General features: G+C 44.2%; 26 protein-coding genes and 1 pseudogene. 17 read left to right on the forward strand and 10 right to left on the reverse strand.

The annotated features are described in order from the left end of the window. Window positions 1–20: 20 nt before the first annotated feature. From H6G69_RS24015 to H6G69_RS24030, 4 genes are all read right to left on the reverse strand, one after another. A complete protein-coding gene (locus H6G69_RS24015) occupies window positions 21–650 on the reverse strand; it encodes a response regulator transcription factor (RefSeq protein ID WP_190691629.1) in 630 nt (209 codons plus the stop codon). Further along, entirely contained in the window at window positions 647–6,691 is a 6,045-nt protein-coding gene (locus tag H6G69_RS24020) for an AAA family ATPase (RefSeq protein WP_190691630.1), read from the reverse strand. The genes H6G69_RS24015 and H6G69_RS24020 overlap by 4 nt, the downstream gene beginning before the upstream one ends. A 114-nt stretch (window positions 6,692–6,805) precedes the next feature. Next, complete coding sequence (locus H6G69_RS24025) at window positions 6,806–7,717, reverse strand: hypothetical protein (RefSeq protein WP_190691631.1); 912 nt, start codon at window positions 7,715–7,717, stop codon at window positions 6,806–6,808. A 152-nt stretch (window positions 7,718–7,869) separates the two neighbouring features. After that, window positions 7,870–8,103 carry a helix-turn-helix transcriptional regulator gene (locus H6G69_RS24030; RefSeq protein WP_242051733.1) on the reverse strand — a complete coding sequence of 78 codons (234 nt, stop codon included), beginning with the start codon at window positions 8,101–8,103 and terminating at the stop codon, window positions 7,870–7,872. 571 nt (window positions 8,104–8,674) lie between these two features. On the opposite strand from H6G69_RS24030, the gene H6G69_RS34110 reads away from it, so the two are divergent. The 11 genes from H6G69_RS34110 to dnaB all read left to right on the forward strand — a co-directional run bounded on the left by H6G69_RS34110 (window position 8,675) and on the right by dnaB (window position 16,158). Further along, entirely contained in the window at window positions 8,675–9,157 is a 483-nt protein-coding gene (locus tag H6G69_RS34110; protein ID WP_242072165.1) for a hypothetical protein, read from the forward strand. Between the two features lie 122 nt (window positions 9,158–9,279). Beyond that, window positions 9,280–9,738, forward strand: coding sequence for a DUF1392 domain-containing protein (locus H6G69_RS24040; RefSeq protein ID WP_190691632.1), 459 nt, complete (start codon window positions 9,280–9,282; stop codon window positions 9,736–9,738). A gap of 26 nt (window positions 9,739–9,764) precedes the next feature. Then, on the forward strand, window positions 9,765–10,229 hold the full coding sequence (locus H6G69_RS24045) for a hypothetical protein (protein ID WP_190691633.1): 465 nt from the start codon (window positions 9,765–9,767) through the stop codon (window positions 10,227–10,229). Further along, window positions 10,226–10,633, forward strand: coding sequence for a hypothetical protein (locus H6G69_RS34115; protein ID WP_242072166.1), 408 nt, complete (start codon window positions 10,226–10,228; stop codon window positions 10,631–10,633). Before H6G69_RS24045 ends, H6G69_RS34115 begins: the two co-directional genes overlap by 4 nt. Before the next feature lie 91 nt (window positions 10,634–10,724). Continuing rightward, entirely contained in the window at window positions 10,725–11,039 is a 315-nt protein-coding gene (locus H6G69_RS24055) for a hypothetical protein (protein WP_190691634.1), read from the forward strand. Window positions 11,040–11,079: 40 nt separating this feature from the next. Further along, the gene (locus H6G69_RS24060; RefSeq protein WP_190691635.1) at window positions 11,080–11,529 is read left to right on the forward strand and encodes a hypothetical protein; all 450 of its coding nucleotides are present in this window, start codon (window positions 11,080–11,082) and stop codon (window positions 11,527–11,529) included. Window positions 11,530–11,537: 8 nt separating this feature from the next. Then, complete coding sequence (locus tag H6G69_RS24065; RefSeq protein WP_190691636.1) at window positions 11,538–11,759, forward strand: hypothetical protein; 222 nt, start codon at window positions 11,538–11,540, stop codon at window positions 11,757–11,759. Further along, window positions 11,756–12,445, forward strand: a complete 690-nt coding sequence (locus tag H6G69_RS24070; protein WP_190691637.1) for a hypothetical protein — start codon at window positions 11,756–11,758, stop codon at window positions 12,443–12,445. The genes H6G69_RS24065 and H6G69_RS24070 overlap by 4 nt, the downstream gene beginning before the upstream one ends. Beyond that, window positions 12,433–13,032 carry an alpha-ketoglutarate-dependent dioxygenase AlkB gene (locus tag H6G69_RS24075; RefSeq protein WP_190691638.1) on the forward strand — a complete coding sequence of 200 codons (600 nt, stop codon included), beginning with the start codon at window positions 12,433–12,435 and terminating at the stop codon, window positions 13,030–13,032. The genes H6G69_RS24070 and H6G69_RS24075 overlap by 13 nt, the downstream gene beginning before the upstream one ends. 225 nt (window positions 13,033–13,257) lie before the next feature. Further along, a complete protein-coding gene (locus tag H6G69_RS24080) occupies window positions 13,258–14,670 on the forward strand; it encodes a hypothetical protein (RefSeq protein WP_190691639.1) in 1,413 nt (470 codons plus the stop codon). Between the two features lie 126 nt (window positions 14,671–14,796). Continuing rightward, window positions 14,797–16,158: a replicative DNA helicase gene (dnaB, locus tag H6G69_RS24085; protein ID WP_190691640.1), complete on the forward strand. Its 1,362-nt coding sequence runs from the start codon at window positions 14,797–14,799 to the stop codon at window positions 16,156–16,158. Between the two features lie 16 nt (window positions 16,159–16,174). On the opposite strand, the gene H6G69_RS24090 is transcribed toward dnaB, so the two are convergent. Beyond that, window positions 16,175–16,495: a hypothetical protein gene (locus H6G69_RS24090; protein ID WP_190691641.1), complete on the reverse strand. Its 321-nt coding sequence runs from the start codon at window positions 16,493–16,495 to the stop codon at window positions 16,175–16,177. A gap of 58 nt (window positions 16,496–16,553) precedes the next feature. Here H6G69_RS24090 and H6G69_RS24095 point away from each other — a divergent pair, with 58 nt between their 5' ends. From H6G69_RS24095 to H6G69_RS24110, 4 genes are all read left to right on the forward strand, one after another. Continuing rightward, entirely contained in the window at window positions 16,554–16,934 is a 381-nt protein-coding gene (locus H6G69_RS24095; protein WP_190691642.1) for a hypothetical protein, read from the forward strand. Window positions 16,935–16,938: 4 nt separating this feature from the next. After that, complete coding sequence (locus tag H6G69_RS24100; protein WP_190691643.1) at window positions 16,939–17,409, forward strand: ASCH domain-containing protein; 471 nt, start codon at window positions 16,939–16,941, stop codon at window positions 17,407–17,409. 132 nt (window positions 17,410–17,541) lie between these two features. Then, window positions 17,542–17,742, forward strand: coding sequence for a hypothetical protein (locus tag H6G69_RS34120; RefSeq protein ID WP_242072167.1), 201 nt, complete (start codon window positions 17,542–17,544; stop codon window positions 17,740–17,742). Then, window positions 17,735–18,199: a DUF1392 family protein gene (locus tag H6G69_RS24110; protein ID WP_190691644.1), complete on the forward strand. Its 465-nt coding sequence runs from the start codon at window positions 17,735–17,737 to the stop codon at window positions 18,197–18,199. Before H6G69_RS34120 ends, H6G69_RS24110 begins: the two co-directional genes overlap by 8 nt. 135 nt (window positions 18,200–18,334) lie before the next feature. On the opposite strand, the gene H6G69_RS24115 is transcribed toward H6G69_RS24110, so the two are convergent. Further along, window positions 18,335–19,087: an S-layer homology domain-containing protein gene (locus H6G69_RS24115; protein WP_190691645.1), complete on the reverse strand. Its 753-nt coding sequence runs from the start codon at window positions 19,085–19,087 to the stop codon at window positions 18,335–18,337. 88 nt (window positions 19,088–19,175) lie between these two features. Between H6G69_RS24115 and H6G69_RS24120 the strand changes: the two genes are divergently transcribed. Beyond that, window positions 19,176–19,757 (forward strand): TIGR00730 family Rossman fold protein, encoded by a 582-nt coding sequence (locus tag H6G69_RS24120; protein ID WP_190691646.1) that lies wholly within the window; start codon window positions 19,176–19,178, stop codon window positions 19,755–19,757. Window positions 19,758–19,798: 41 nt separating this feature from the next. Next, window positions 19,799–20,818 carry a tRNA-dihydrouridine synthase gene (locus tag H6G69_RS24125; protein WP_190691647.1) on the forward strand — a complete coding sequence of 340 codons (1,020 nt, stop codon included), beginning with the start codon at window positions 19,799–19,801 and terminating at the stop codon, window positions 20,816–20,818. Window positions 20,819–21,025: 207 nt separating this feature from the next. Here the strand turns inward: H6G69_RS24125 and H6G69_RS24130 are convergent, their stop codons facing one another. The 4 genes and pseudogenes from H6G69_RS24130 to H6G69_RS24140 all read right to left on the reverse strand — a co-directional run bounded on the left by H6G69_RS24130 (window position 21,026) and on the right by H6G69_RS24140 (window position 22,312). Continuing rightward, window positions 21,026–21,217: a hypothetical protein gene (locus tag H6G69_RS24130; RefSeq protein WP_190691658.1), complete on the reverse strand. Its 192-nt coding sequence runs from the start codon at window positions 21,215–21,217 to the stop codon at window positions 21,026–21,028. Between the two features lie 237 nt (window positions 21,218–21,454). Then, on the reverse strand, window positions 21,455–21,577 hold the full coding sequence (locus H6G69_RS34485; RefSeq protein ID WP_277883447.1) for a hypothetical protein: 123 nt from the start codon (window positions 21,575–21,577) through the stop codon (window positions 21,455–21,457). Window positions 21,578–21,743: 166 nt separating this feature from the next. After that, a pseudogene (locus tag H6G69_RS24135) lies at window positions 21,744–21,980 on the reverse strand (IS1 family transposase); the annotation flags it as partial. Window positions 21,981–22,030: 50 nt separating this feature from the next. Beyond that, window positions 22,031–22,312 (reverse strand): hypothetical protein, encoded by a 282-nt coding sequence (locus H6G69_RS24140; protein WP_190691648.1) that lies wholly within the window; start codon window positions 22,310–22,312, stop codon window positions 22,031–22,033. Window positions 22,313–22,393 lie beyond the last annotated feature (81 nt).

The following is a 22,393-nucleotide window of genomic DNA, read 5'->3' on the forward strand; positions in this document are numbered from 1 at the left end:
GCAACCGAACTTAAGTTCAGTCACAACTTAGCAAGCCCTCGTTTCAATGCTGTAACCACCGCCTGAGTGCGATCGCTCACGCCCAATTTGCTCAAAATGCGATTGACGTGAAATTTTACCGTACTTTCAGTAATATTCAAAGCCACACCAATGTCATGATTGCTTAAACCATCGACCATGAGGTGAATGACTTCTCGCTCGCGATCGCTCAACTCTGGGTTGTTCATGCGTTGCACCAGCTTGGCGGCAACTTCGGAAGGGATATATTGTTGCCCGCTATGAACAATATGGATGGCATTGAGGAGCGATTCGGGTTCAGCATCCTTAAGTAGATAGCCTTTAGCACCAGCGCGTAATGCACGATAAATATCTTCATCACCATCGTAAGTGGTTAGCACAATGATCCGGGCATGGGTAAATTCAGCGCAGATGGCGATGGTCGCATCTACGCCGCTCATGTGGGGCATACGTAAGTCCATTAAGGTGATATCGGGCTGTAGCTGTCGGTAACAGGCGATCGCCTCCTGCCCATCGCCTGCTTGTCCCACAACGGTCATATCTGGCTCATTCTCAATCATGGCGGCGAGTCCCTGGCGGACGATCGCGTGATCATCAACAATCAAAATGCAGACTGTTGCGGACTGGCTCATATCGCTGCCTCCCGGTTCACCGTGACAAGCACTTCTGTTCCCTGCCCCAGTTGGCTTTCAATTGAGAGATGGGCCCCAATGTGTTCCGCTCGTTCAGTTATTCCCAGTAGGCCAAATCCTTGTCTGAGCGTGGTAGTGGTGACTTCAAACCCTTGTCCATTGTCTTTTATTCGTAAAAAGCATAAGGTTGGCTCATAAACCAACTCAACTCGAATTTCGTCCGCATGAGCGTACTTGATTGCATTTGTAAAGGCTTCCTGCCCAATTCTCAGGAGATGATTTTCAGTTTCGGGCGGTAGCACATAGGGTGTGCCAATAATGTCGTAAATCAGGTGGGTTTCGGTTAAGGATGACATGGTGGATATAAATCGCTCCAGTGCCGTCCACAGGTCGCCATCTTCTAGTAATTGAGGACGCAGTGCCGCAACCGATCGTCGAGCCTCTGTTAGCCCACTACGAGCCAGATCCCGAACCGTATCGATATGCGTCTGCACGGCATCTGGGTTGGTTGCGATTAATCGAGAGACGGCTCCCATGTGAACCAGAATTCCTGTAAAGGCTTGCGCTAAGGTATCGTGAATTTCTCGCGCCATGCGGTTGCGTTCCTCTAAAATGGAGGCTGCTTCGGCACGTTTGCGTTCTTGCAGTGCAGCGTTTCGCTGTTCGCTAATGTCGAAAGTTACACCCAGCATTCGCAAAGGCTGTCCGGCTTCGTTATAGATACCTCGACCTCTACTAACGAGCCAGTGAATACTATCATCTGGGTAAATTATTCGATATTCACCTTCATAATCAGTATGAGTTGCCAGAGCCGTTGTAAGGGATTGCTCAACCCGATCGACATCTTCTGGATGAACCCGATCGCACCACGCCCGATAGCTAACCTCAACTTCACCAGGCTCTACCCCCAGCAATCGAGTGTTGTTATCATCCCAATGTACTGTATTGTCTAAGATGTTCCAATTCCAACTGCCGATGTAGGCGAAATTCATTGTCAGCCTACGTTGCTCTTCACTTTGGCGCAAGGCGTTTTCAACTTGCTGACGCTGTTCAATCTCTTGTGAAAGCAGCAACGTTCGCTCAGTGACTTGTTGTTCTAACGTTTGGTTGTAGTCGGCAAGCAGTTTCTCTGATTGCTTACGCTCGGTAATGTCTTGAAAGGCGACGAGCGCATAAGCCACCTTACCCTGTTCGTCAAAAACTGGAGTACCCCATCCTTCAACGGGAATAATTGCGTTGTTTTGGTGAATCTCTACGTCGTCAATCCTGGTGCATTCGCCGCTCAACGCTCGGATAATTGGCAGTCTCTCACTCGGATAAATTTGATCGGTTCCCGTTATATAAAATTGATAAACCTCTGAAAGTTGATCGGGTGTGGCGGCAGGATCAACGCCTTTACCCATCAGTTCAATGCCCCGCTGATTGACATAGTAAGGGCAACCCATCGCGTCAATAATGCCAATGCCTACGGGAATTGCTTCGAGAAATTGAGCCATCTGATTTTCGCTGGCGCGGAGCTTTGAGTAGAGTTTAGCATTTTCGATCGCGATCGCTGCCTGCGTAGATAGTAGATTCAGAACTTGGGTTCGATCGGGTGTAAAGGCTCCAGCCGCTAATTGATTTTCTAGATACAACACGCCAACAAGCTTGCTCTGATTTAGCAGCGGCAAACAGAGAAGCGATTGAGTTTGATTATTCTGAATATAGGGATCATGGATGAAATGACCTTCAAGCGTTGCGTAATTTAAGAGAACAGTTTCATGTGTTCGGATCACATATTGAATGATTGATTCAGGTAAGCGATTCGTGATTGGAGTCGATTGTACTTGGGTTGTGCGGCCACTTTCACCTTCAACCAGCTCACAAGCAGCGTCGATTCTCCATTCGCCTGCGTTCTCTAAAAGCAAACATCCGGTTTGGGCCCCAGCATTCTCGATCAGGATCTGCATTAACGAACTGAGCAACTGCTCCAGTTCAATCTCGCTGGAAATTGCTTGAGCTGCTTTCATTACTGTTGCTAAATCGAAAGCAACCTGCGAGGTATTAGAGGTAGTTCCAACTGTGGTCAGGATTAAAGGAGCATTTACACGCGACGACTGGGCAAAGAACTGGGGATAGCGCGTTTCCAAATCCTTGACTTTTGCGGTTGCTCCCCAACCTTCGTAACAATAATGAGCTTCTTTCATGTAGAGTTGAGCAATCTTTTCTCGACCTCGCCCTAGATAGAACTTGGCAGCCAATTCATAGGCTAACGCTTCTTCTTGAATATATGCGTTTTCTCTAGCCCCTTGAATCGCTTGCTCGTAGAAGTCCTCTGCCTCAAGTAACTGACCTAAGACTCGTGCTTTTTCTGCTTCAACTAAATGATATTTGTGCAAATAATTCATGGGTGCATAATGTGCCCATTGCTTCATCTTGTCCTGACTAACTGCAACTTTCTTGAGAATTTCCTCCTGCACTTGAGTACTGCTATCAAGATAGGTTGCGAGTCTTGCTAGAGAATCATAGAAATAGTACAAAGGCTGAAGGAAGGCACCTGTTAGTCGGATCAAATGAGTTTCTGCTAGGGCTGCATTTTTAACGGCTTGAGCATATTGAGAAAAGAGGTAGCATAGGCAAAGTTTGTTGAAATGTACAGTAAAGATAGTACTTCCATCACTTGCTGCTTCATATTTTGGCAGTTCATTTTCCTCGTTGTAGAATTCGCCGATAAGTTGAGTTGGGCTAGTCGAGCGTCCCATTAAGTTTATGACAACCTGTCGAAAGATTTGATTCCAAGTTAGTGCCGTTTCCTGTTTGATTTGATGGATTGCTTCGCCATAGATCGCCATATCGCGTTCAACTTCTGCGAGTTCTTTTCCATTGGCGTAGGATTGAAAACAGTGGGTATAAGCGCAGTAGGCGGCAGACTCTAAATCTCCAGTTTCTAGCCCAATGTGATAGCCTTCCAGTAATGGCTTCAATAATTCTCTAGCATGTTCTTTCCAATGGATGATGAAGTTATTGACGGACAGCAAGGTTCTAGCTCTGAGTGTGTGGGTACGAGGCTGTGACAACAGCCGTAGAGCAAACTGTCCAAATTGGTAGCCAGCTTCAATGTTTCCGATCATTCCGCAAAGAATTAACCCAAAGGTGGCATAGGCAAAGGGAGATACAACAGCATTACCGTACTGAATTGATAAGCTTACTTGTTTAGTCACAAGCAGAGGCATTAGATTAGGAACTGCAACATAGGCGGCGATCGTAATGCTTGATAGGATTTTCATCGCCGCAAGCTTGTCCGGTTCAGTCATCTCTGGTAAATGGATCAAGCTCTCAACCTTTTTCTCATGGAAGAGACCGATGATTGTATCTAGTTCAAGATGAATATTTGATTGACTAAGCGTTTTGGGGAAATTGATTTCCAATTGTTGCAAAACTTGAAATGCCGTATTAATTGCTTTTAGGGGTTGGTTTTGTGCAGTATCGGTTTGAATTTTGACTTCGTACGTTTTCACGCTATCAAGAATCGTTTTAGCTTCTTGTAGAACGATCGCACCCCAGTATTCCACCTGTTCAAAATCGCCACACAGGTACGCGACTTCTGTTGTTTCTTGATATAATTCTAAGGTCAGGTCATAGTTTGTTTGCCAGCTAGAAGCGGTTAGCCATGCTCTTCCTGTAGCTAGATAGCTTTGAGCCGTACTGTAGGCAATCGCCCCTTTTGCTTTCTGCCCTGCCATCAAGTTCAATTTAGCAATCTCATCTCGTTCGGGTCGAGATGTAACAAGCTCAATTCCATGATTTAAATGATCGACAATTTCAAATAATCGGTCTGGTTGGCGTTCTGGCAATGTCTTTTCAAGCAAAGTACGACCAATTTGAAGATGAACAATTTGCTTTTGCGACTCATCAATCAAGGTATATGCAGCTTGCTGCACACGATCGTGCAAGAATTTATACTCTTGAACTAACAAGTTCTCATCTAATTCAGAAAGAGGCTGAATTAATTCCGCTTGAATCGCTGCCAGCAAATCTAGAGAAATCGCTTGAGGGGATTGCTGACAAACCATCGCCAACGTCTCTAAATCAAATTCCACCCCGACACAAGCGGCTAAACGGAGTATTTGCTGAGTCCCCTCTGGTAGTTTCTGCAACTTGAGCAGTAGCAACTCCACCACATTATCAGTTATCTTCTGGGCTTGGATCTGTCCCATGTTCCATTGCCAGCTTAAGCGAGTCGCATCAAAGGTCAATAGATTTTCGTGATGCAGCATTCGCAAAAATTCGTTGACAAAAAAAGGATTTCCCTTCGTTTTACGCAACACCAATTCAGCTAAGAAATGCACAGTGTCAGTGTTTTGATGCAGCGTTTGGGCGAGCAACTGGCTTAATGGCTCTAGTGTTAAGGGTACCAGATTAATTTCTTGAAGCACTGATCCTTGTTTTCGCAATCGCTCCAACAGGACTGTCAATGGATGGGATGAAGTCACTTCATGATCGCGATATGCTCCAATCAGAAACAGGGACTGGGTTTGCTCGTCAAGCATGATTAGCTCAATTAATCTGAGTGTGGCTGAATCTGCCCACTGTAAGTCATCAAAAAAGATCACGAGTGGATGCTCTGTTGAACAGAATACTCGGATAAACTGCCCAAAGATGCGATTGAAGCGATTTTGAGCTTCCGTAGCTCCCACCTCTGGAACAGGTGACTGCTTGCCGATAATCAGTTCTACTTCAGGAATTACATCAACGATGATCTGTCCGTTGTTGCCCAAGGCTTTTAGTAGACGCGATCGCCATTGCTGCAATTGTTCTTCTGGTTCACCCAGCAGTTGTTGTAACAATTTTTGTAGAGCCTGGGCGATCGCGCTGTAGGGAATATTGTGCTGAAATTGATCGAATTTACCTGATGTGAAATAACCGCGCTTTTGGGTAATTGGTTTATAGATTTCTTGCACTAACGCAGATTTACCTACTCCTGCATAGCCAGATACCAACATCATTTCAACTTGGAGTTTTGGGTTGCTCGCTTGTTGGGTTTGTGAAGTTGTTTGGGAATTGTTTGGTAAAGCAGCAACGGGATTTGACTCTGGACAGGCTATGCGATCAAACGCCGCCAGTAACATTGCAACTTCCTTGTCCCGTCCATACAATTTTTGGGGAATTTGAAACTGACCCGAAGCATCTTGAAGCCCAAGTTGAATGCTAGAGATTTGACCGATTTCTTCTAATTGTTCGGCACAGATTTCTAAATCCGCTTTGATGCCCCAGGCACTTTGATAGCGATTTTCAGCATTTTTCGCCATTAGTTTGAGAATGATATCTGAAACTGGCTTGGGAATTGTTGTATTTATTTCATTAGGCCCAATAGGATGTTTGGCAATATGACAATGGACTAGCTCCAGCACGTCTGTGGTGGGAAATGGTAGTTGTCCGGTGAGCAGCTCGTAGAACGTCACACCAAGGGAGTAAAAATCAGTGCGGTAATCAAGTAAACGGTTCATCCGCCCGGTTTGCTCTGGAGATAGGTATGCGAGGGTTCCTTCTAAAACATGAGGACTTTTGAAAGTCGGATTCGTGCGATTAAATTGGGTGGCAATCCCAAAATCAATAATTTTAACAACACCAGTATCCAGATTGAGAACTATGTTTCCAGGATTGATATCTTTATGAATGATATTGGCTGTATGGATTCTGCCTAGAATATCGGTGAGGGCGATCGCAAGACTTAAAAATTGGGATAAAGGCATGGGGCAGAAGATATCTGGGCGCTTGTGCATCCATTGCTCTAGGGACTCTCCCCCAAAATCTTCTAAGATAATTACTAAAGTGCGTTCATAATCCTGCTGGCTATATGCTTTGATAACTCCTTCTAAATTTAGGTATCTGGTAATTTTATATTCCTGTCTGTAGCGAGTTAATTCTTGAGGTGAGGGATAATCCTGCTTCAGCATTTTTACTATAATCCCTGCTCCATCCTCTCTAATACCCCGATAAACCAGAGAATTAGAACTTTCATATATCTTGCTTTGGATGGTAATACCAAGTAGAGCAATCATAAAGCTTCTCTGGTGCATATAATCTAGCTTACCTCAAACTATACAGTAATTTTTATAATGAAAATACTTACTTAGTATTTTGTGATCGAGGATCAATTTGATGTAATAAAAGATTTAAACTATGATTGCAGACTCCAAAACACTCAAAACTTTTTCTTCCAAAGCCGTCAAATAAACCCGCTTCAGCTTCCCCAACGACTCCAAAAACCTCTGCACCGACTCCTCCAGTTCAGTAGAATACACCCGATTGATACGATCGCATATCAGCTGCATCTGTTCGCATTCAACAGGCAAGTAATCATACGATTTGAGATGCTGTACCCCAACAGTCAATTCTCCATCCCAAGTTATCACAGTACAGCTAAGGTTATTCACTTGAGTGACAATCGCCCAACAGCCGCTTTTACCTCTGAGTTCGGGGTTGTCCTTTACGAGAATTTGGCAGACCTCACTGACTTGGTAGGTGTTGGGTACTTTGGTACTCTCTATTATCCTTTGCACCACATCTTTAACGATGCGACCGGATGGCACTTTGCCGCCTGCTTCCTCTACTGCTTGCTGCCAACAGCTACGTTGCTCTTCCAATTCTAAAGGAACCAAAGGTCTAACTTGTCGTTCACTCGTTGGCAGAATTTGACAACCAATGGTTGTCAAATCTTCATTCTCCGCATTTTGACAACCATTGGTTGTCAGATTTTCGTAAACACCAGCTGCGGCAATCAAATAATTCGACTGTTGCCGGCTATGACCAAATCTATCACGGCAATATTCTTCAAATGTGCGATGGGTTGAACGGTACAATCTGCGATCACGTAATTCTGCAAGGGCTTTACCTGCCTCGAAAAATGCTCTCTCTACCTTTCGCTCCAGGTTTAAGCGATCGCTCTGCTCCTGCTCAGTCAATTCAGGAACTTCAATGGCAACCACATCAATGGTTGCTGAAGCTGGATCTTCTAGAAAGGAGATGTCTGAGTTGGGGGATGAGATAGAGGTGGCTTTTTTGCGCTTGGAGGGTGGCTTATTCATGATTCCACTTGTTTAGGTCAGTGGTTGTTATCCAGATTCAGTAGCAAACCAACTCCAAGAATCTTGCTGCCATGAGATAAATGAAGCTGCCACCAAAGAAGTGCTTTTGAGGATTGGGTTAATAGTCCCTGCATACCACCAAAAGCAACACGCTATGATGCCTGTTCTTTCGGTTCATCAGGAACATACATTAACAAGTCACCCGGTTGGCAATTGAGAGCTTTGCAGTATTTTTCTAACGTCTCTCTCTCTAGTCTGTCTGGCATGACCCTAATATTTTTATGCTTGCTGATAGTCACAGGGTGCATACCTGTCATTTCGGCAAGCTGTTTGTAATCAATTTCTCTATCAGCCATTAACACAGCCAAACGCCACTTAATCGGCATTGATTTCTCTATAAATGTCGGCATCTTTTACATTACACCTCCTTGAATTTGCCCTTTAGTAGCTGCGACTATAGCATAAATCGTAACGGGAAATTTATTAGTTACTGGCTTGACTTCATTAGTCGTAGTGACTAATATAATAACCATAGAGACAAACAAAAGGCAATCGCTCTTAGCCTGGAAAACTTGTGCGATCGCCTTTTGTCCTTACATTCAAGGAAATACAATTATGACTCATAACGTCTATACCCAACAACAGCTGCGCTGCAAATCCCTACCCTAGCTAAAGCGCATCTACAGCGAAATCGGCTGCACAACCACAGTACAAGACAGACGCTGCAAGGATTCGTGGAGGAGTGCGATCGCCCGATACCAGTCCAGCAAACTCCAGAAAATTGACGAGCAGAACATAGCTCAAGGCGAGTTCGACGAGTACATCGCAGACCAAGCCCAGGCTGTTGCACCAGAAGAATTAACAGTAAGAGAAATCAACTTCTTCGACCATGAAATTTTTTACGCTGCTGGTTTAATAGCGATTATTACCTACGACAATGATTTAACTCAACCTTGGATGGTCATAGTTAACGGTAAAGAAAGATTCCGCGCTAATACATGGGCTAGATGCCACCGCTACATCCAATGGCATCACAAAAATGGAACGCTCAACGAAGAATTCCTAGCACCACCAACCCAAGCAACACAACAAGAACAACCAGAACCAGAAGAACCTAGCACCACTGGTAATGAAATCATGGTGCAGATTTTCAATGCCTGTGAACAGCACGGATTAGAACTACTTGAAGACGGCATTTACCAACAAGACGTAAAACTCGGACAAGCCGGCTGCACAAACGGCAACTGGTGGTTCACAAGCGCAACACAAGCCCATCAAGAGAAAATCTTTTGTGATTCTGCGGCGGATGCCGTGTGGCTGCTGCAAATACCGGATGGTTTACCAAGCACTAACGAATATCTGCAATATCATCCGCTTGAGCAGTTGTCGCCGGGGGAATTGCAGGGGTTATTTGAGGCGAGAGCGTTAGTGGCTGTTTAAGTAAAAGTGGGCTTTTGATGCCCACTAACCAGATTTGGCTTACTAGTTTCAAATATAACTATCAGCTTGATAATAACCCTCAGTAATTGTCCTCACCAATCCCTTCATTCATAATCAAAACAATGACTTGTGCAATCATCGCCCTAGAAAGATGCTGGTATTTGTCGCCACCTTGGGGACAACAGATGCCACCCCTAGAAGTCAACCTGTCCGAGAAAGTCTACCTCACCAATTCCAAAACATTCGGCTACTGCTGCGGGGTGTTGTGGCAGGAAGATAAATGGCTTTATGCCATCAACTGCGATCGCTCCATCACCTACGCCACCAAGCACGAGATTATTGGTACTGGAGAGGTAAAGTCCACGTACATGAGAAAACCTGCCTTTGTGCTGGGCGATCGCGTCATGCTTCGCTTCGACAGTCACGCCACAAAGCAGTGTTTGATTCTGGGGATTGTGTTAGTGAATAACGCTTGGTTTTACGTGATTGAGATGATATCCCCGGCTTTGGTTCGACCACTGGCTGCACCTGCTCGTTTTCCGTTGGTGGGGGAACAAGATTTGATTCGAGTTCATGTTTAAGTATTTTTCAACCTGGAGCAACGATTATGTCGCAAATCGAAATCGCTCAAATTATCGAACAGATAAAACAAGAAATCACTGTTGACGTTAATGGCCAGGGTAAAGCAAGTATTCGGGCAACTGCAAGATTAGCTGATATCAACGACGCTGGACTCTTGAGAAGCTTGAAAACTGCTGCTGACATTTCTCACTCTAAATTGGTTGAAAAGCTTATCCGTAAAGGCTTTGAAGGTGCTGACATTTTAAGATGGTCACAGTCCGGCATCCCTGACGTAGCTGTTGCCGCCATCCTCCACTATTACGGCTATGAAGCTGGGAAAAGATGCAGCCAACAAGCAAGACTCGCCTGTGAAGCATTTGAAAGTATCGGTGTTCGCGCCTGGATGCAAGACATCATGGGTTGGACAAAACCCGCACCCCAACCCCAACAACCCCCAGCACCAGCACTCCCCCAGTGGAACAGCGATTGCAAACTCTTGTCCTGGCAATGAAAACTTTGGCTGAACTGACTGGTGGACGACTCAACCCTTATATCGAACAGCAGTTTAAAGACTATGCCGGGAATCTACTAGCGGAACACAACCGGAAGATGTTGGCTCCTTCAGAAGAACGCTGGCTTGGGGTGGTCAACTTTGCCCAGAGTGAACTGGGTAGAAAAGTCCCGATCAGTGGTTCACACTACAGAGGGCATTTAGGTACATGGGTTCGCACGTTTTACCCACAGTTGGGCGATCGCCAAGAAGACAGACTAGTTAACGGCACTCAACAACCAGTTTATGTTTACGCGTGTCATGACCCTGCGGTGGTTGCGGGTTTGACAAAAGCAATTGAGGAGTTTTTCGCACATCCAAGTCCGGCGGCAGCACGCACTCAAGCAAGCGGGGGCATTCTCTAAGAAAGCTGTTGTTACTGCTTGATGGTCATTAGTCATTGGTCATCGGTCATCAGTCAACAGTCATTGGTCAACAGTTAATACCGGAGATTTTATGATCATCCCCTTTGATTTACAAACCCAAGCTATAGCCAGTGATGGTAGAAAGTGTATCTTCAGTACGGTTTATGTCGATATTATTGAAATTTTGACTTCACCAGAAGAAGCACTCATAGACCCCGAAATGCAAGGAACTATAGACATGATTGCCGAGGGTGGGAGTTTTTCTGGTGATGGTGTGGATGAATTTCTTTTAGACGCTCTTAAAGAACTTCAAGCTTGGGAATTTGTGCAAGAAGTTAATGACAAAGATTATACGTATTGGGTGTTATCTCCTAAAGGTCTATTGCTTAAAGCTGAAATTAAATAATACAAAAGACCGTAGATTTTTGAAGGGAGGAATTTAAACAATGGCACTCGGATTATTTCAAACAGATGCACTCATTGAAAAATTAGCCAAAGCATTCTACCGACTTCAAGGCTATGTAGTTCGACAAGACTATAGAATGCAAGACTCTACTCATCCGGCAGAAAAAGCTTGTGTGGCAATGGCGTTGGTTGCAATTGAAGAAGTCGAATTTGAACTAGCTGGTAATGACGATGAAGAAGTTATTACTTGGCAGCAAGGGCAATCTTTGGGTGATGACCGCCAGTATTACTTCTGTAAATGCGAGGAATTCACTTTAACACTATTAACTTCACCTGCAATAAATACTACGCGTGTAGAAATTTATTTGGGCAATACAAGACTTTATGTTTCTGAAAAAGAGATAAATAAACAGGAAGCTACAGAAGAACTCCAGGATTTCTTAAGCACACTCGCTGCACAGTTACAAATTTTGAGCCGAATTCAGTTTTAGGAGGATTTATGAAAGTTGTAGTTCAAATAGTCGAAAAAGTCGTTAGTGAAGCCCATATTCACTTACCAGATGGACTGACAGAAGAAGGCATCAAACAAGTCATTACAGACCGATACAATTCCGGCGAAATAACTCCAGATTTGAACATCTTTCAGGTTGAGTTTGAGTCTATAAACGCAACGATTGTCCACAGTCAAGACTCTTTTAATGTTGAGGAAGAAGCAGCATGACAGTCACACCATTATTAGCACCCTATATGGCTGTTACTGAACCCGTCACCCGTCACCCTCTCAACTTTTACGAGTCTCCTTCTTGGTTCACAACAGAACTCCTACGCCATGTCCCGTTGTCTGGTGTGATTGGTGAACCTTGTGTTGGGCATCGCGCGATCGCATCATTACTATCCGTGTGGCCTCATACAGAACATATCTGGACAAATGACATCGACCCGAACAAACAGGCTGATCACCACTTAGATGCAACACTATCCGAATCTTGGGCAGAATTTCCCGAATGCGACTGGATCTGCACAAATCCACCTTATGCGGAGTTTGCTGCACCTATTATCAAAAATGCCTACCACAAAGCCCGTGTTGGTGTCGCTGCTTTCTTACTCACCAGCTTTCTTGAACCCTGTGATGATCGGGCGGATTTTATGATGCAATATCCGCCTTCACTGGTGTTAACTCTGCCGCGCTTTTGTTTTCGTAAGGACAAGCGGGGTACTCGTTGGGCTACTGACAATATCACCATTTCCTGCTTTGTTTGGGACAAACGTGTAACCACACAGCGCATTATCGTGCGTCCCAAATCTCAAATTGTTGGATTTTACAAGAATCCTGAACAAGCGATTTCACAAGAAAAAGCTCTTAATATTGTTCGGGCGATTTCTCAAGGAGAATTATGCAACAGCTAACTTTATTTCCCGAATCTGCTTCTACTTTACTAGTCACTTATTATCCAGAGTTTCTCACTCTTGCAGAAGCTGACGAACTTTACGAACATTGCCAACAACTGCAATGGCAACAGAATCAAATAAAGATGCTGGGTAAAACTATGGCTGTTCCCCGGCTGGAATGTATTTACGGGGATGAAGGATGTGATTACCTCTACTCCAAGAGCGTTTTACTCAAACCCCAGCCCTGGACAAAACCACTGGCACAACTGCGAGATAGAATCACCGCCGCTACTGGCTACAGCTTCCGTATCGTCATTGGCAATCAGTACAGGAGTGGCAAAGACAGTATCGGCTGGCACAACGATAACGAGGCTTCGATGGGGTTAGATCCCGCGATCGCTTCCATCAGTTTGGGGTCAGTGAGGAAATTTCAGATTAAGGCCATCGGAGGTAAGCCTACTGATTTCTGGCTGGAGCATGGGAGTTTGCTTGTGATGCTTCCTGGTTGTCAAGCAACTCATCTGCATCAAGTTCCGAAGACCACCAAGTTTGTAACTACACGAATTAATCTGACGTTTCGACCGCACGTTGGGGGGAAGAGATGAGTATTTTATCAGGAGTGAAACTTCAATTCACTTATACATCAAAAAAGGTGAGTTGCTTGGTGATTATAAGTTTAAAACCTGTAATACCAAGGGGATGAAATGCTCTACAACCAATACTCAAGCTTTAGATAATGAAAATTTTTACTTCTAAACAAAAGCAAAACCCTCGGTTTAAGAGCGCAAACCGAGGGGGAAGAAAACCAAGTAATAGGGGTTAATCTAACTATGAGTTTAGCATTAAAAACACCAAAACTCTCCTCTCCAAAAGCTAGGACAAATTGCTTCAAAAATCAAGCTAGTTTTCTAGCTTGGGAAGCACATTCAAGGGATACACTGAAGGTCAAACGTTGTTATGTTGATGTTGTTGGTGGTGACTTAATAGCCGGAATTTTACTGAGCCAAATCATCTATTGGCATTTACCTGATGACTCTGGCCAATCCCGGTTAAAGATTGAACGTGATGGTCACAAATGGTTAGCTAAAAAACGTTTAGATTGGTGGAATGAATGCCGCATTACTCCCAAACAGTTTGACTCTGCCATCAGGTTATTAGAGTCCAAGCATTTAATCAAAACGACTATCTACAAATTTGATAATAGTCCGACAAAACATATCCGCATTGACTGGGAGAATTTTCTTTCTGCTCTGGCTCAAGTTGTACAAAACCCCGTTATCGCTCCTGAACGTGTCAAAACCCTTGCGAATTCTGGTTGTGACGAAAATGGTAATTTACCAAAAAGTGAATTTCCCAAAAGGTTAATTTCCCAAAAGGTTAATTTACCAAAAAGTGAATTTCCGAAAAGGGGAATTTCCGAAAAGGTTAAATTGAAAATTCCCAAAAGGTTAAGTTTAAAATTCCGAAAAGGTGAAAATACATATATAGAAACAGAGATTACATCAGAGATTACTTCAGAGACTACTATTTCTCCATCTTCACGAACCTTAACCCAAGATCCTAAAACCCAAGAGGGAGAGGGGGGAGTTGAAAAAAATTACAACGAAGAGAAAGAACTAATTCCCGAATCTCTCATTTCGTTGTCAAACAAATCCGAGTCTTCTCATCAACATGAAAATCTCTCTTGTGGAGAAAATACCACCCCGCCGCCGTTCGATAAAGTCGAACAATCGAATAAGTCAGTTCGACAAGACCCGTTCTTAAACAATCGAACATTGAACCCCGTAAAAGGCACTCTCAAGTCCAATGCGTCTGACCCCTGGATGAAAACGACGAATACGCCTAATGAAGAATTTGCACAATGGCTGTTTGAAAAACGCTACAAGAATCAACCAGGAAAAATGCTTTCTGACGCGAAAGCCGAAATTCGCAATAGCTTCGAGAGAGCTAGTGATTTGTGGGACGAATTTCTAGCTGAAAAACAAACAACGTCATCAACTGCAAGTACAGCAAGTTGTGAATTTTCTCCCATCGGCTATTTCGCTAACCATTCTCTGGATTGGCATAAAGCCATCTTTAGCGAATTTTTAGACCGCATGGATGAAATTGGCAAGGATAAAGCGATCGCCCAATTCAGCACTCGTTATGACCAGCAAAACCCAGGCGCAACGGAAAAATGGCTGGATTGGATAAAACTAACACATCCACACATCTACGCTCACTTACACCAACAGGCTGCATGAGGTGAAGTCGGAAGCAGTAAGTCGGAAGTATTTTCTCCAAATTCGGCTTTCTTCTTGACTTTCCCTGCTTCTATTTTTCACTCTTAACCTCCGACCTCCGACCCCCGACCTTCTAATTGAGGATTTATGACACACGAACTAAACTTCACATCCCAGCAAGACCGCTTGCCCCCACAAAGCATTGAAGCTGAAGAAGCAATACTCGGCGGAATCATGCTCGACCCCAATGCCATGAGCCGAATCAGCGATCGCTTGATAGCAGATGCTTTTTACATCAATGCCCACAAAGACATCTATCAAGCCGCACAACGACTGTACAGCCAAGGACTACCAACTGATTTGCTTTGCATTACCAACTGGTTGTCTGACAATGGTTTGTTGCTTCGCATCGGTGGACGCAATAAACTGGCCACACTGGTAGATCGCACTGTCACAGCCGTGAACATCGATGCTTTGGCTGATTTGGTGATGGAGAAATACCAAAGACGGCAGTTGATTAAAGCGGGAACTGAAATTGTTCAACTCGGTTATGCCACTGAAGTAGAATTCACCAATGTCATGGACGAAGCCGAACAAAAAGTCTACGGCATTGCGTCTGAGCATTCTGCCTCTGACTTGGTTCACATTTCTCATGCCCTGGCCAACACTTTCACCGAAATCGAGGCGCGTCATGCGGGTACAGTTGCTCCGGCACTGTCTACCGGATTTTATGATTTGGATAGTTTGCTCGGCGGTGGTTTTCGTAAAGGGCGGTTGTATGTGCTGGCGGCTCGTCCTTCTGTTGGTAAATCTGCTTTAGCTGGTAATCTTGCCCTTAATGTTGCCAAAACTGGTCAATTCCCTATTTGCGTTTTCAGTTTAGAAATGTCAATCGAAGAGTACACGCAGCGATTTTTGAGCAGCGAATCTGGGATTGAAAACAATTTTCTCGAAAGAGGAGCTATTTCTGAGGGTCAATGGCAACCCTTGAGTGGGGCGATCGCTCAACTGAGTGAACAACAGATTTTCATCAACGACGAATCTTGCCCATCTCTCAATGAAATCCGTAGTCAAGTCCGCCGAACTTCATCCCATTACGGTGGCGTTGGGCTTGTGATTGTCGATTATCTGCAACTGATGGCTGAAGCTGCTGACTCCAGGGCGAATATGACTGAACGTGTTGCCGAAATCAGCCGAGGATTGAAGAAACTCGCCAAGGATTTGGATGTACCAGTTCTAGCTCTCTCCCAGTTAAGCCGTGAAGTTGAACACCGCAACGATAAACGCCCCATCCTCAGCGATTTGCGTTCCAGTGGTGCGGTAGAGCAAGACAGCGATGTTGTGATCATGCTCTACCGCGAAGAAATGTACAACGAAGATACCCCAGATCGGGGCATTGCTGAGTTAATTGTTCGCAAGCAACGCAATGGCCCTACTGGCGCTGTCAAGCTTTTGTTTGACCATCAGTTTATTTCGTTCAAGAATTTATCTCGTGGTCGGGGGTTTTAACGGTAGTTGTGTTCTGCTAATTCGGCGTACTACTACCACCGTTGCGATCGCGCAGGTATTCCCAAATCCGCCGAATTTCTTCTTGAAAGACCAAGCGATCACGTTCAGCATCTCTTTGAGCCACCCGTAGTGCTTCTTGATGCAGACGAGCAATATCAGCCAGTTCTCTGATAGTACGCTCTAACCGCACAATTGTTTGGGAATTCCCCCTTGTTTCTCGCCTGTTGGCATTTTGTACGGTACGAAGCAAATCTAACTCGTCACCTATCTCTTCTAGACGAGTATCAATATTATCAAACCTTACACTGATATCTTCCGGTGGCAGAGCGTTTGTCATAATTCCTCCTTCTCCTTACTTCATTGTGGCAAAAACTAATTTACCTTTAATCAACATCATGACTACCATCTACCAAAAACTCCTTCACCAATGGGCCGTCCTTACTCCTGACGAATGCCAAACGACTAATCACGATTTCAAATTCAAAATCCGAATTTTACCAACAGTTGAAAAGTGTGAATCAACTGATGCTTGGCGGCTAATTACTACTGAAAACTTTGCTTGGCGATTAGAAAATGGGCAAGGCTTTACCCTACAACAACTCAATTTCATTTTGTTGACCATCATCAACCACTGCGCTGCTCGACACAAGAGCATCGGGTTTACTTTTACTGAACTTGGGATTACTGCGGTTATCTGCAATGGTTTGAAATCTCAACCGCAGCTTCATCCGGCTATTGCTGCATTGGACGCATACATTCAACTATTGGAGTTTTAGAACTGTGACTACCCAAATAATCAAAGCCATCAGTTTGCATCAGCCCTGGGCAACACTCATCCCAATGGGTTTGAAAAAGCATGAAACCCGTTCTTGGTCTACCAGCTACAGAGGCCCGTTGTTAATTTGTGCTGCTAAGAGAACTAGCATTCACCAAGAACTCACTCACAACTACTTCCTTAGCAAGTATCAACAAATACTAGCTAACACTGATAACTACATTGAATGGGAAGATTTACCTTTTGGTTACGCCGTTGCTCTGGTTGATTTAACCGCTTGCATCAGCATGAATCAGGGGTTCATTGACCAGCAGCCGCAAACTGAACTTGATACTGGTGATTGGCGAGTTGGGCGGTTTGCTTGGAGATTGGACAATATCAGGCGGATTGTTCAGCCTATTTCTATCACTGGCAAGCAAGGTTTGTTTAATGCCCAGATTGATTTGCACTCCCAACACCTGGAGGCAGTCGCATGATATCTGTCCTTTCCCTATTTTCCGGCATTGGTGGACTCTGCCATTACAGTATTGCGGCGGCGGGTTTATCCCACAAATTCCAAGTCAAGCAATTTGTTGAAATCTCTGCCTATTCACAATCGGTACTGCGTCATGAACAGCCCCAAATTCCCATCCACTCAGACATCACCACCTACCACTGTCACCCTTTACATACCTAAAGGGATTAAAGGCAACTATGATGCTCGTCGGGCTTACGGTTTGAGTTGTTCACCTCGGCAAGCTGCGGTTGCTTGGAAACGCATTGATTATCTGTACAGTCTACTTTTGGGTCAGGAGGTGCATTATGACTAATCTAATCAATTCTCTCGAAACTTCTTGGTATATCTCACCACCTTGGGGGGCAGAAGTACCGCCGTTGGTCATTCGTCTGTTAGAAAGAGTCTACCTCACCACTGCTAACTCATTCGGCTACTGCTGTGGAGTCGAGTGGTTGCAGGGGGAATGGAGTTACGCTGTTGCAATTAATAATGAAGTCGTTTACGCACCAGCCTCTCAATTGCGTGGTACTGGCGCATTACACCTGGAAGTAGCTGATAAGCCTGTCTTTGCTCTGGGTGATAAAGTGCTTTTTTACCGCAGCCAAAATACCGCCCAGTTTCGGATTGTTCAAGGCATTCACAGAATCGAAGGCTGTTGGCTTTATACCGTCGAGTGGACTTCTCCTGAATTAACTGAATCCGATGGCCAACTGATAACTTCGAGCGATCGCCGTGCCTGGGTCACTGATACTGATTTGGTAAGAGTATGATCTACATCTCATATTACGCTGGACAAATGGAAGGCGAAGCTGTGACGATTTACTTCATCTATTAACAATACCTTGGAGCAAGTTGCTGCTAATTAGGAAGCAGACCAGTTGGCACGGCAAGAATTAACACAGAGGCTACTTCCTAAGACAGTTGAGCATCCTTAATGTGGCTGCTGCTCCATAATTCCGCCGTGTCCCAGAATTCGGAAAGAAGGCGTTTCCAGTTTCATTGACGGGAGTTGCCACACCACAGTAAGCAGACATCTGTACGATTTGTTTGTGCGCCCAATGATTGGATATATCACTAAACGCTATTGCTGGCTTGTTGTTTGCTATGCTAGAACCTGCTCCTGCTTCATCGGCGTACTGCACAGCTTTACGCAATACCACCATCAACTCAGCGCGAGTTACTGTTTGGCTAGGACGAAAAGTGCCATCAGAATAGCCGAGTACAATCGAGTTAAATTTTGCCCACTCAATCATTGCCGCACTCCAACGAGTTACCTCTACATCCCGATAAGGCGAGCTTGTCACTTTCGATAAGTTTCCGGCTGCTGGTGGTGGGTCATGTGGCACAGTTAAAGGGCTTACAGGTAACTTACTGAGCGCATTTATTACCATTGACACCATTTGTTCCCTTGTTAGTTCTAACGTGGGACGAAAAGTATTGTTAGAACTGAAGCCAGCAATCAGGCCTGTTTCAACAGCCTGTTGAATCTCTTTAGCATAAACATCAGTCTCAACATCAGTAAAGCTTGGAGCTTGGGCCAGCACTGCTTTGGTTGTCAAAGCGCATAATAGTATAATCGCACTTACCTGTTTTAAAGCTTTGGCTGTTAGTGAACCCAAAAATAAGTTAAAAGTTGGTTTGAGCAAAGGTTTTATCATAAATTAAATGCTTCCTTTTTTTGACGTTGCTCTCTTTGCTCAAGTTTCTTCCAGGCAAGTTTATATTTACCAATGATTAAATAAATTGATGAAAAGTATCTGTGTTTACTGTGGTTCTAATTTTGGTCATCGCAATAGCTATCTTGAAGCCGCACACAGTCTTGGTAGTGAAATGGCACAGCGTGGAATTACCCTTGTTTATGGTGGCGCAAAAGTCGGACTCATGGGTGCTATAGCTGATTCTTTACTGGCTGCTGGTGGGAAAGTTATCGGTGTCATTCCACAAGCCTTAGTCGATAAGGAAGTTGCACACACTGGTTTAAGCGACCTTCGAGTTGTCGGTTCAATGCACGAGCGTAAATCACTTATGGCTTCGCTGGCTGATGCTTTTATTGCACTTCCTGGTGGGCTAGGAACATTAGAAGAGTTTTGTGAAGTTGTTACTTGGACTCAACTTGGTTTTCATCGCAAGGCTTGTGGACTATTAAACATTGACGGATTTTATAACCGATTAATTTCTTTCCTTAACCATGCGACAAAAGAGCAATTTATTCGCTCTGAACACAGAAACATTGTTTTAGTAGGGGAAACTCCTGTGGAATTAATTGAAAAGTTGAGTCAATTTGAAGTTCCTAACGTACATAAGTGGATTGACCGCGACCAACAATAGCTTAGTTAATACATTGTACAAGGTCAATTGCTATCCTTTCTATGCCCCAAGTGCCGCTTCCTCAATCCCTCCACCCTGATTTACCTCTCACTGCTCTTGCACCCATGCAAGATGTGACAAATCTCAAGTTTATGAAAGTCATTGCTCACTACGGCAGCCCTGACTACTTCTTCACCGAATACTTCCGTGTCAATGAAACATCACGGCTCAACTCCTTCATTCTGGCATCTATCACCCATAACGATACAGGCCGTCCTGTTTTTGCGCAAATGATTGGTGAAAGCATTCCTGATTTAGTCCGAACAGCAAAGGAACTCTGTCGCTACAATATCGCTGGAGTTGACTTAAACATGGGTTGTCCCGCACCCAGAATCTACCGTAAACAAGCTGGGGGTGGATTACTGCTTGTGCCTGAAAAAGTAGATCGTATTTTAGGTGAACTCCGGCAAGCAGTTAATGACCGACCAATTACTGTCAAAATGCGCTTGGGCTTTGAGAATAGCGATACTTTTTTGCCAATTCTCGATCTCATCAATCGCCATAGCATTGATTTGTTGAGTTTACATGGTCGCACCGTCAAAGACAGATATCAAGGCAGGGTGAATTACGACTTGATTGCTCAAGCAGTCAGACACGTTAATTGTCCAGTCCTGGCTAACGGAAATATCTACTCAGCCGCACAAGCACTATCGGTGCTGTCTCAAACAGGTGCAGCTGGTGTGATGGTCGGTCGTTGGGCAATTGGTAATCCCTGGATTTTTCATCAAATTCGCCAAGCTTTGCTCTGTGAGCCAATCAAGCCCCCTCCTTTAGCAGAAGTACGCCACTACATTGACCGCTTATGCCAAACCCCAGAAGCACCCACTATTCCAGAACGAGCGCGTGTTGGCTACCTCAAACTGTTTCTCAACTACATTGCCCTCAGCGTTGACAGCCAAGGTCATTTCTTGCGGCTGATGCGGCAGGCACAGACTGAAGTTGAACTTTTAAATATCTGCGATCTCTTTCTGTTGGCTGACTCTAACCAAACTTTAGCTTTAGCTCCTTACTCTGGTATTTAATTATAGGCTTTTCAACCAAAACGCGATGTTAATCTACAAGCGGCAAATAAGCGGCAACACCTTCATGTGATCGTCCCAACGAACCCATCACCCCTCATCCACAAAGCGCCCATTTTTTCGGATAATTTTACATAGAAGGCTACTAGAAAAGGCTGAGGCTATTTTGGTGCAGTTGACAAAAAATCGTTAAAGAAGCGTAAGCACTCATTACACTTCATCTTTTAACCAACTCAACCCCATATTCAATGCTGCTCTTGCAGTGTAATACAATTTCTGCTCCCCAAATACTTCACCTGTACGGCTAATGACCCGGAACTGCCAACACTGCCCGGGCGTGTCATAGACGATTAAGATATTGCCGTTGATGCAAACAACTGTATCAACTTTGGTTTGGGGCATTTGTGCGTATGAAGCTGAGTTATCTGCAATTGTCTTCGATGAAAGCCAGGAAGTCACATAAATTTTAAGTTTTTCTTGTAGCTACTCTTACGCTCATCACCCGAACTTCTCAAGCATCGCTAGGAAAGAGACAGGGCAGGTATTTCGCTAATATGCCTGTAGATTACTTATCAAAATAATAGCAATGCCTACAACCAAGGCTAGTCATTGGTTTTGACGATTGGGCTTCTTTTTTCTCTACACTTGCTGCACTAGGTCAAAACCTCTAATTAAGCGATCGCGCTTACCTGCGTGAGAGTAGGTGTTTTGCTTATATGCCTGTGGTTTACTTATCAAAATATTCGCAATGCCTACAACCAAGGCTCGTCATTGGTTTTGACGATTGGGCTTCTTTTTTCTCTACACTTGCTGCGCCGAACCAAAACCCACAATCAGCGCGTTCGCCCAGGAGCGTTGGCGTAGCCATCGCCCAACTACTCATGTGAACAAGGGTATGAATTGTCGGCGTTGGTGAATGCGGTATGAATTAATCAAACACAAGGATAAAACGGTATTTTAAGTAATGAAGTAATAATCGAATAGAGTATTTCAGCATTTCTACGGACTTAGACTAACACAGTGTTTTGCGATGCAGTCGTGCTAAATAATGACGTAAACGGGTGTTTTCGCCTTCTACTCTAGTCATGTAAATCTTACTCACAATTTGATCACCTGGCTCAATAAACTGAGGATAAACTTTCCATCCATCAGTGATATAAAAATAGCATTAGGGGAAATACATTTGCCAGAATTAAGAAGCTTGATTTTTACCATTTAATACCAATATTCATGTCCATACAGTTCATAATACTTTTTCACATCTAATGAAACAGGTGGATGCCAACCTGATGCTTTCAGTTCATTGTATTCTGGATGTGTAATATCAAAATTCACAAATAATGTTGTGACTTGATTACAAGTTTTATAACAATAAGGTAATTCGATAGGATTGTACCATCCCGCATCTTGGAATTTTTTCGGATAATGGCATCCTTGTTTAATCACTTCTAAGAAACCACGTCGATATTGATAAGTAGAACAAGGTGAAAAAACCAAACTGTGTAAAGATAAGTAAATACATAAATGTGTCTACTAGGGTAACAGGGGTATGGGCAGCCGTTTAAGGGTATTTCTGAC

The organism is Nostoc sp. FACHB-110, assembly GCF_014697425.1.
Taxonomy (GTDB): Bacteria; Cyanobacteriota; Cyanobacteriia; order Cyanobacteriales; family Nostocaceae; genus Nostoc_B.

Bases quoted from the DNA above. Each gene is read 5' to 3' on its own strand.
- H6G69_RS24015 (WP_190691629.1), bottom strand. From the start codon at position 650: ATGAGCCAGTCCGCAACAGTCTGCATTTTGATTGTTGATGATCACGCG.
- H6G69_RS24020 (WP_190691630.1), bottom strand. From the start codon at position 6,691: ATGATTGCTCTACTTGGTATTACCATCCAAAGCAAGATATATGAAAGT.
- H6G69_RS24025 (WP_190691631.1), bottom strand. From the start codon at position 7,717: ATGAATAAGCCACCCTCCAAGCGCAAAAAAGCCACCTCTATCTCATCC.
- H6G69_RS24030 (WP_242051733.1), bottom strand. From the start codon at position 8,103: ATGCCGATTAAGTGGCGTTTGGCTGTGTTAATGGCTGATAGAGAAATT.
- H6G69_RS34110 (WP_242072165.1), top strand. From the start codon at position 8,675: ATGGTCATAGTTAACGGTAAAGAAAGATTCCGCGCTAATACATGGGCT.
- H6G69_RS24040 (WP_190691632.1), top strand. From the start codon at position 9,280: ATGACTTGTGCAATCATCGCCCTAGAAAGATGCTGGTATTTGTCGCCA.
- H6G69_RS24045 (WP_190691633.1), top strand. From the start codon at position 9,765: ATGTCGCAAATCGAAATCGCTCAAATTATCGAACAGATAAAACAAGAA.
- H6G69_RS34115 (WP_242072166.1), top strand. From the start codon at position 10,226: ATGAAAACTTTGGCTGAACTGACTGGTGGACGACTCAACCCTTATATC.
- H6G69_RS24055 (WP_190691634.1), top strand. From the start codon at position 10,725: ATGATCATCCCCTTTGATTTACAAACCCAAGCTATAGCCAGTGATGGT.
- H6G69_RS24060 (WP_190691635.1), top strand. From the start codon at position 11,080: ATGGCACTCGGATTATTTCAAACAGATGCACTCATTGAAAAATTAGCC.
- H6G69_RS24065 (WP_190691636.1), top strand. From the start codon at position 11,538: ATGAAAGTTGTAGTTCAAATAGTCGAAAAAGTCGTTAGTGAAGCCCAT.
- H6G69_RS24070 (WP_190691637.1), top strand. From the start codon at position 11,756: ATGACAGTCACACCATTATTAGCACCCTATATGGCTGTTACTGAACCC.
- H6G69_RS24075 (WP_190691638.1), top strand. From the start codon at position 12,433: ATGCAACAGCTAACTTTATTTCCCGAATCTGCTTCTACTTTACTAGTC.
- H6G69_RS24080 (WP_190691639.1), top strand. From the start codon at position 13,258: ATGAGTTTAGCATTAAAAACACCAAAACTCTCCTCTCCAAAAGCTAGG.
- dnaB (WP_190691640.1), top strand. From the start codon at position 14,797: ATGACACACGAACTAAACTTCACATCCCAGCAAGACCGCTTGCCCCCA.
- H6G69_RS24090 (WP_190691641.1), bottom strand. From the start codon at position 16,495: ATGACAAACGCTCTGCCACCGGAAGATATCAGTGTAAGGTTTGATAAT.
- H6G69_RS24095 (WP_190691642.1), top strand. From the start codon at position 16,554: ATGACTACCATCTACCAAAAACTCCTTCACCAATGGGCCGTCCTTACT.
- H6G69_RS34120 (WP_242072167.1), top strand. From the start codon at position 17,542: ATGAACAGCCCCAAATTCCCATCCACTCAGACATCACCACCTACCACT.
- H6G69_RS24110 (WP_190691644.1), top strand. From the start codon at position 17,735: ATGACTAATCTAATCAATTCTCTCGAAACTTCTTGGTATATCTCACCA.
- H6G69_RS24115 (WP_190691645.1), bottom strand. From the start codon at position 19,087: ATGATAAAACCTTTGCTCAAACCAACTTTTAACTTATTTTTGGGTTCA.
- H6G69_RS24120 (WP_190691646.1), top strand. From the start codon at position 19,176: ATGAAAAGTATCTGTGTTTACTGTGGTTCTAATTTTGGTCATCGCAAT.
- H6G69_RS24125 (WP_190691647.1), top strand. From the start codon at position 19,799: ATGCCCCAAGTGCCGCTTCCTCAATCCCTCCACCCTGATTTACCTCTC.
- H6G69_RS24130 (WP_190691658.1), bottom strand. From the start codon at position 21,217: ATGCCCCAAACCAAAGTTGATACAGTTGTTTGCATCAACGGCAATATC.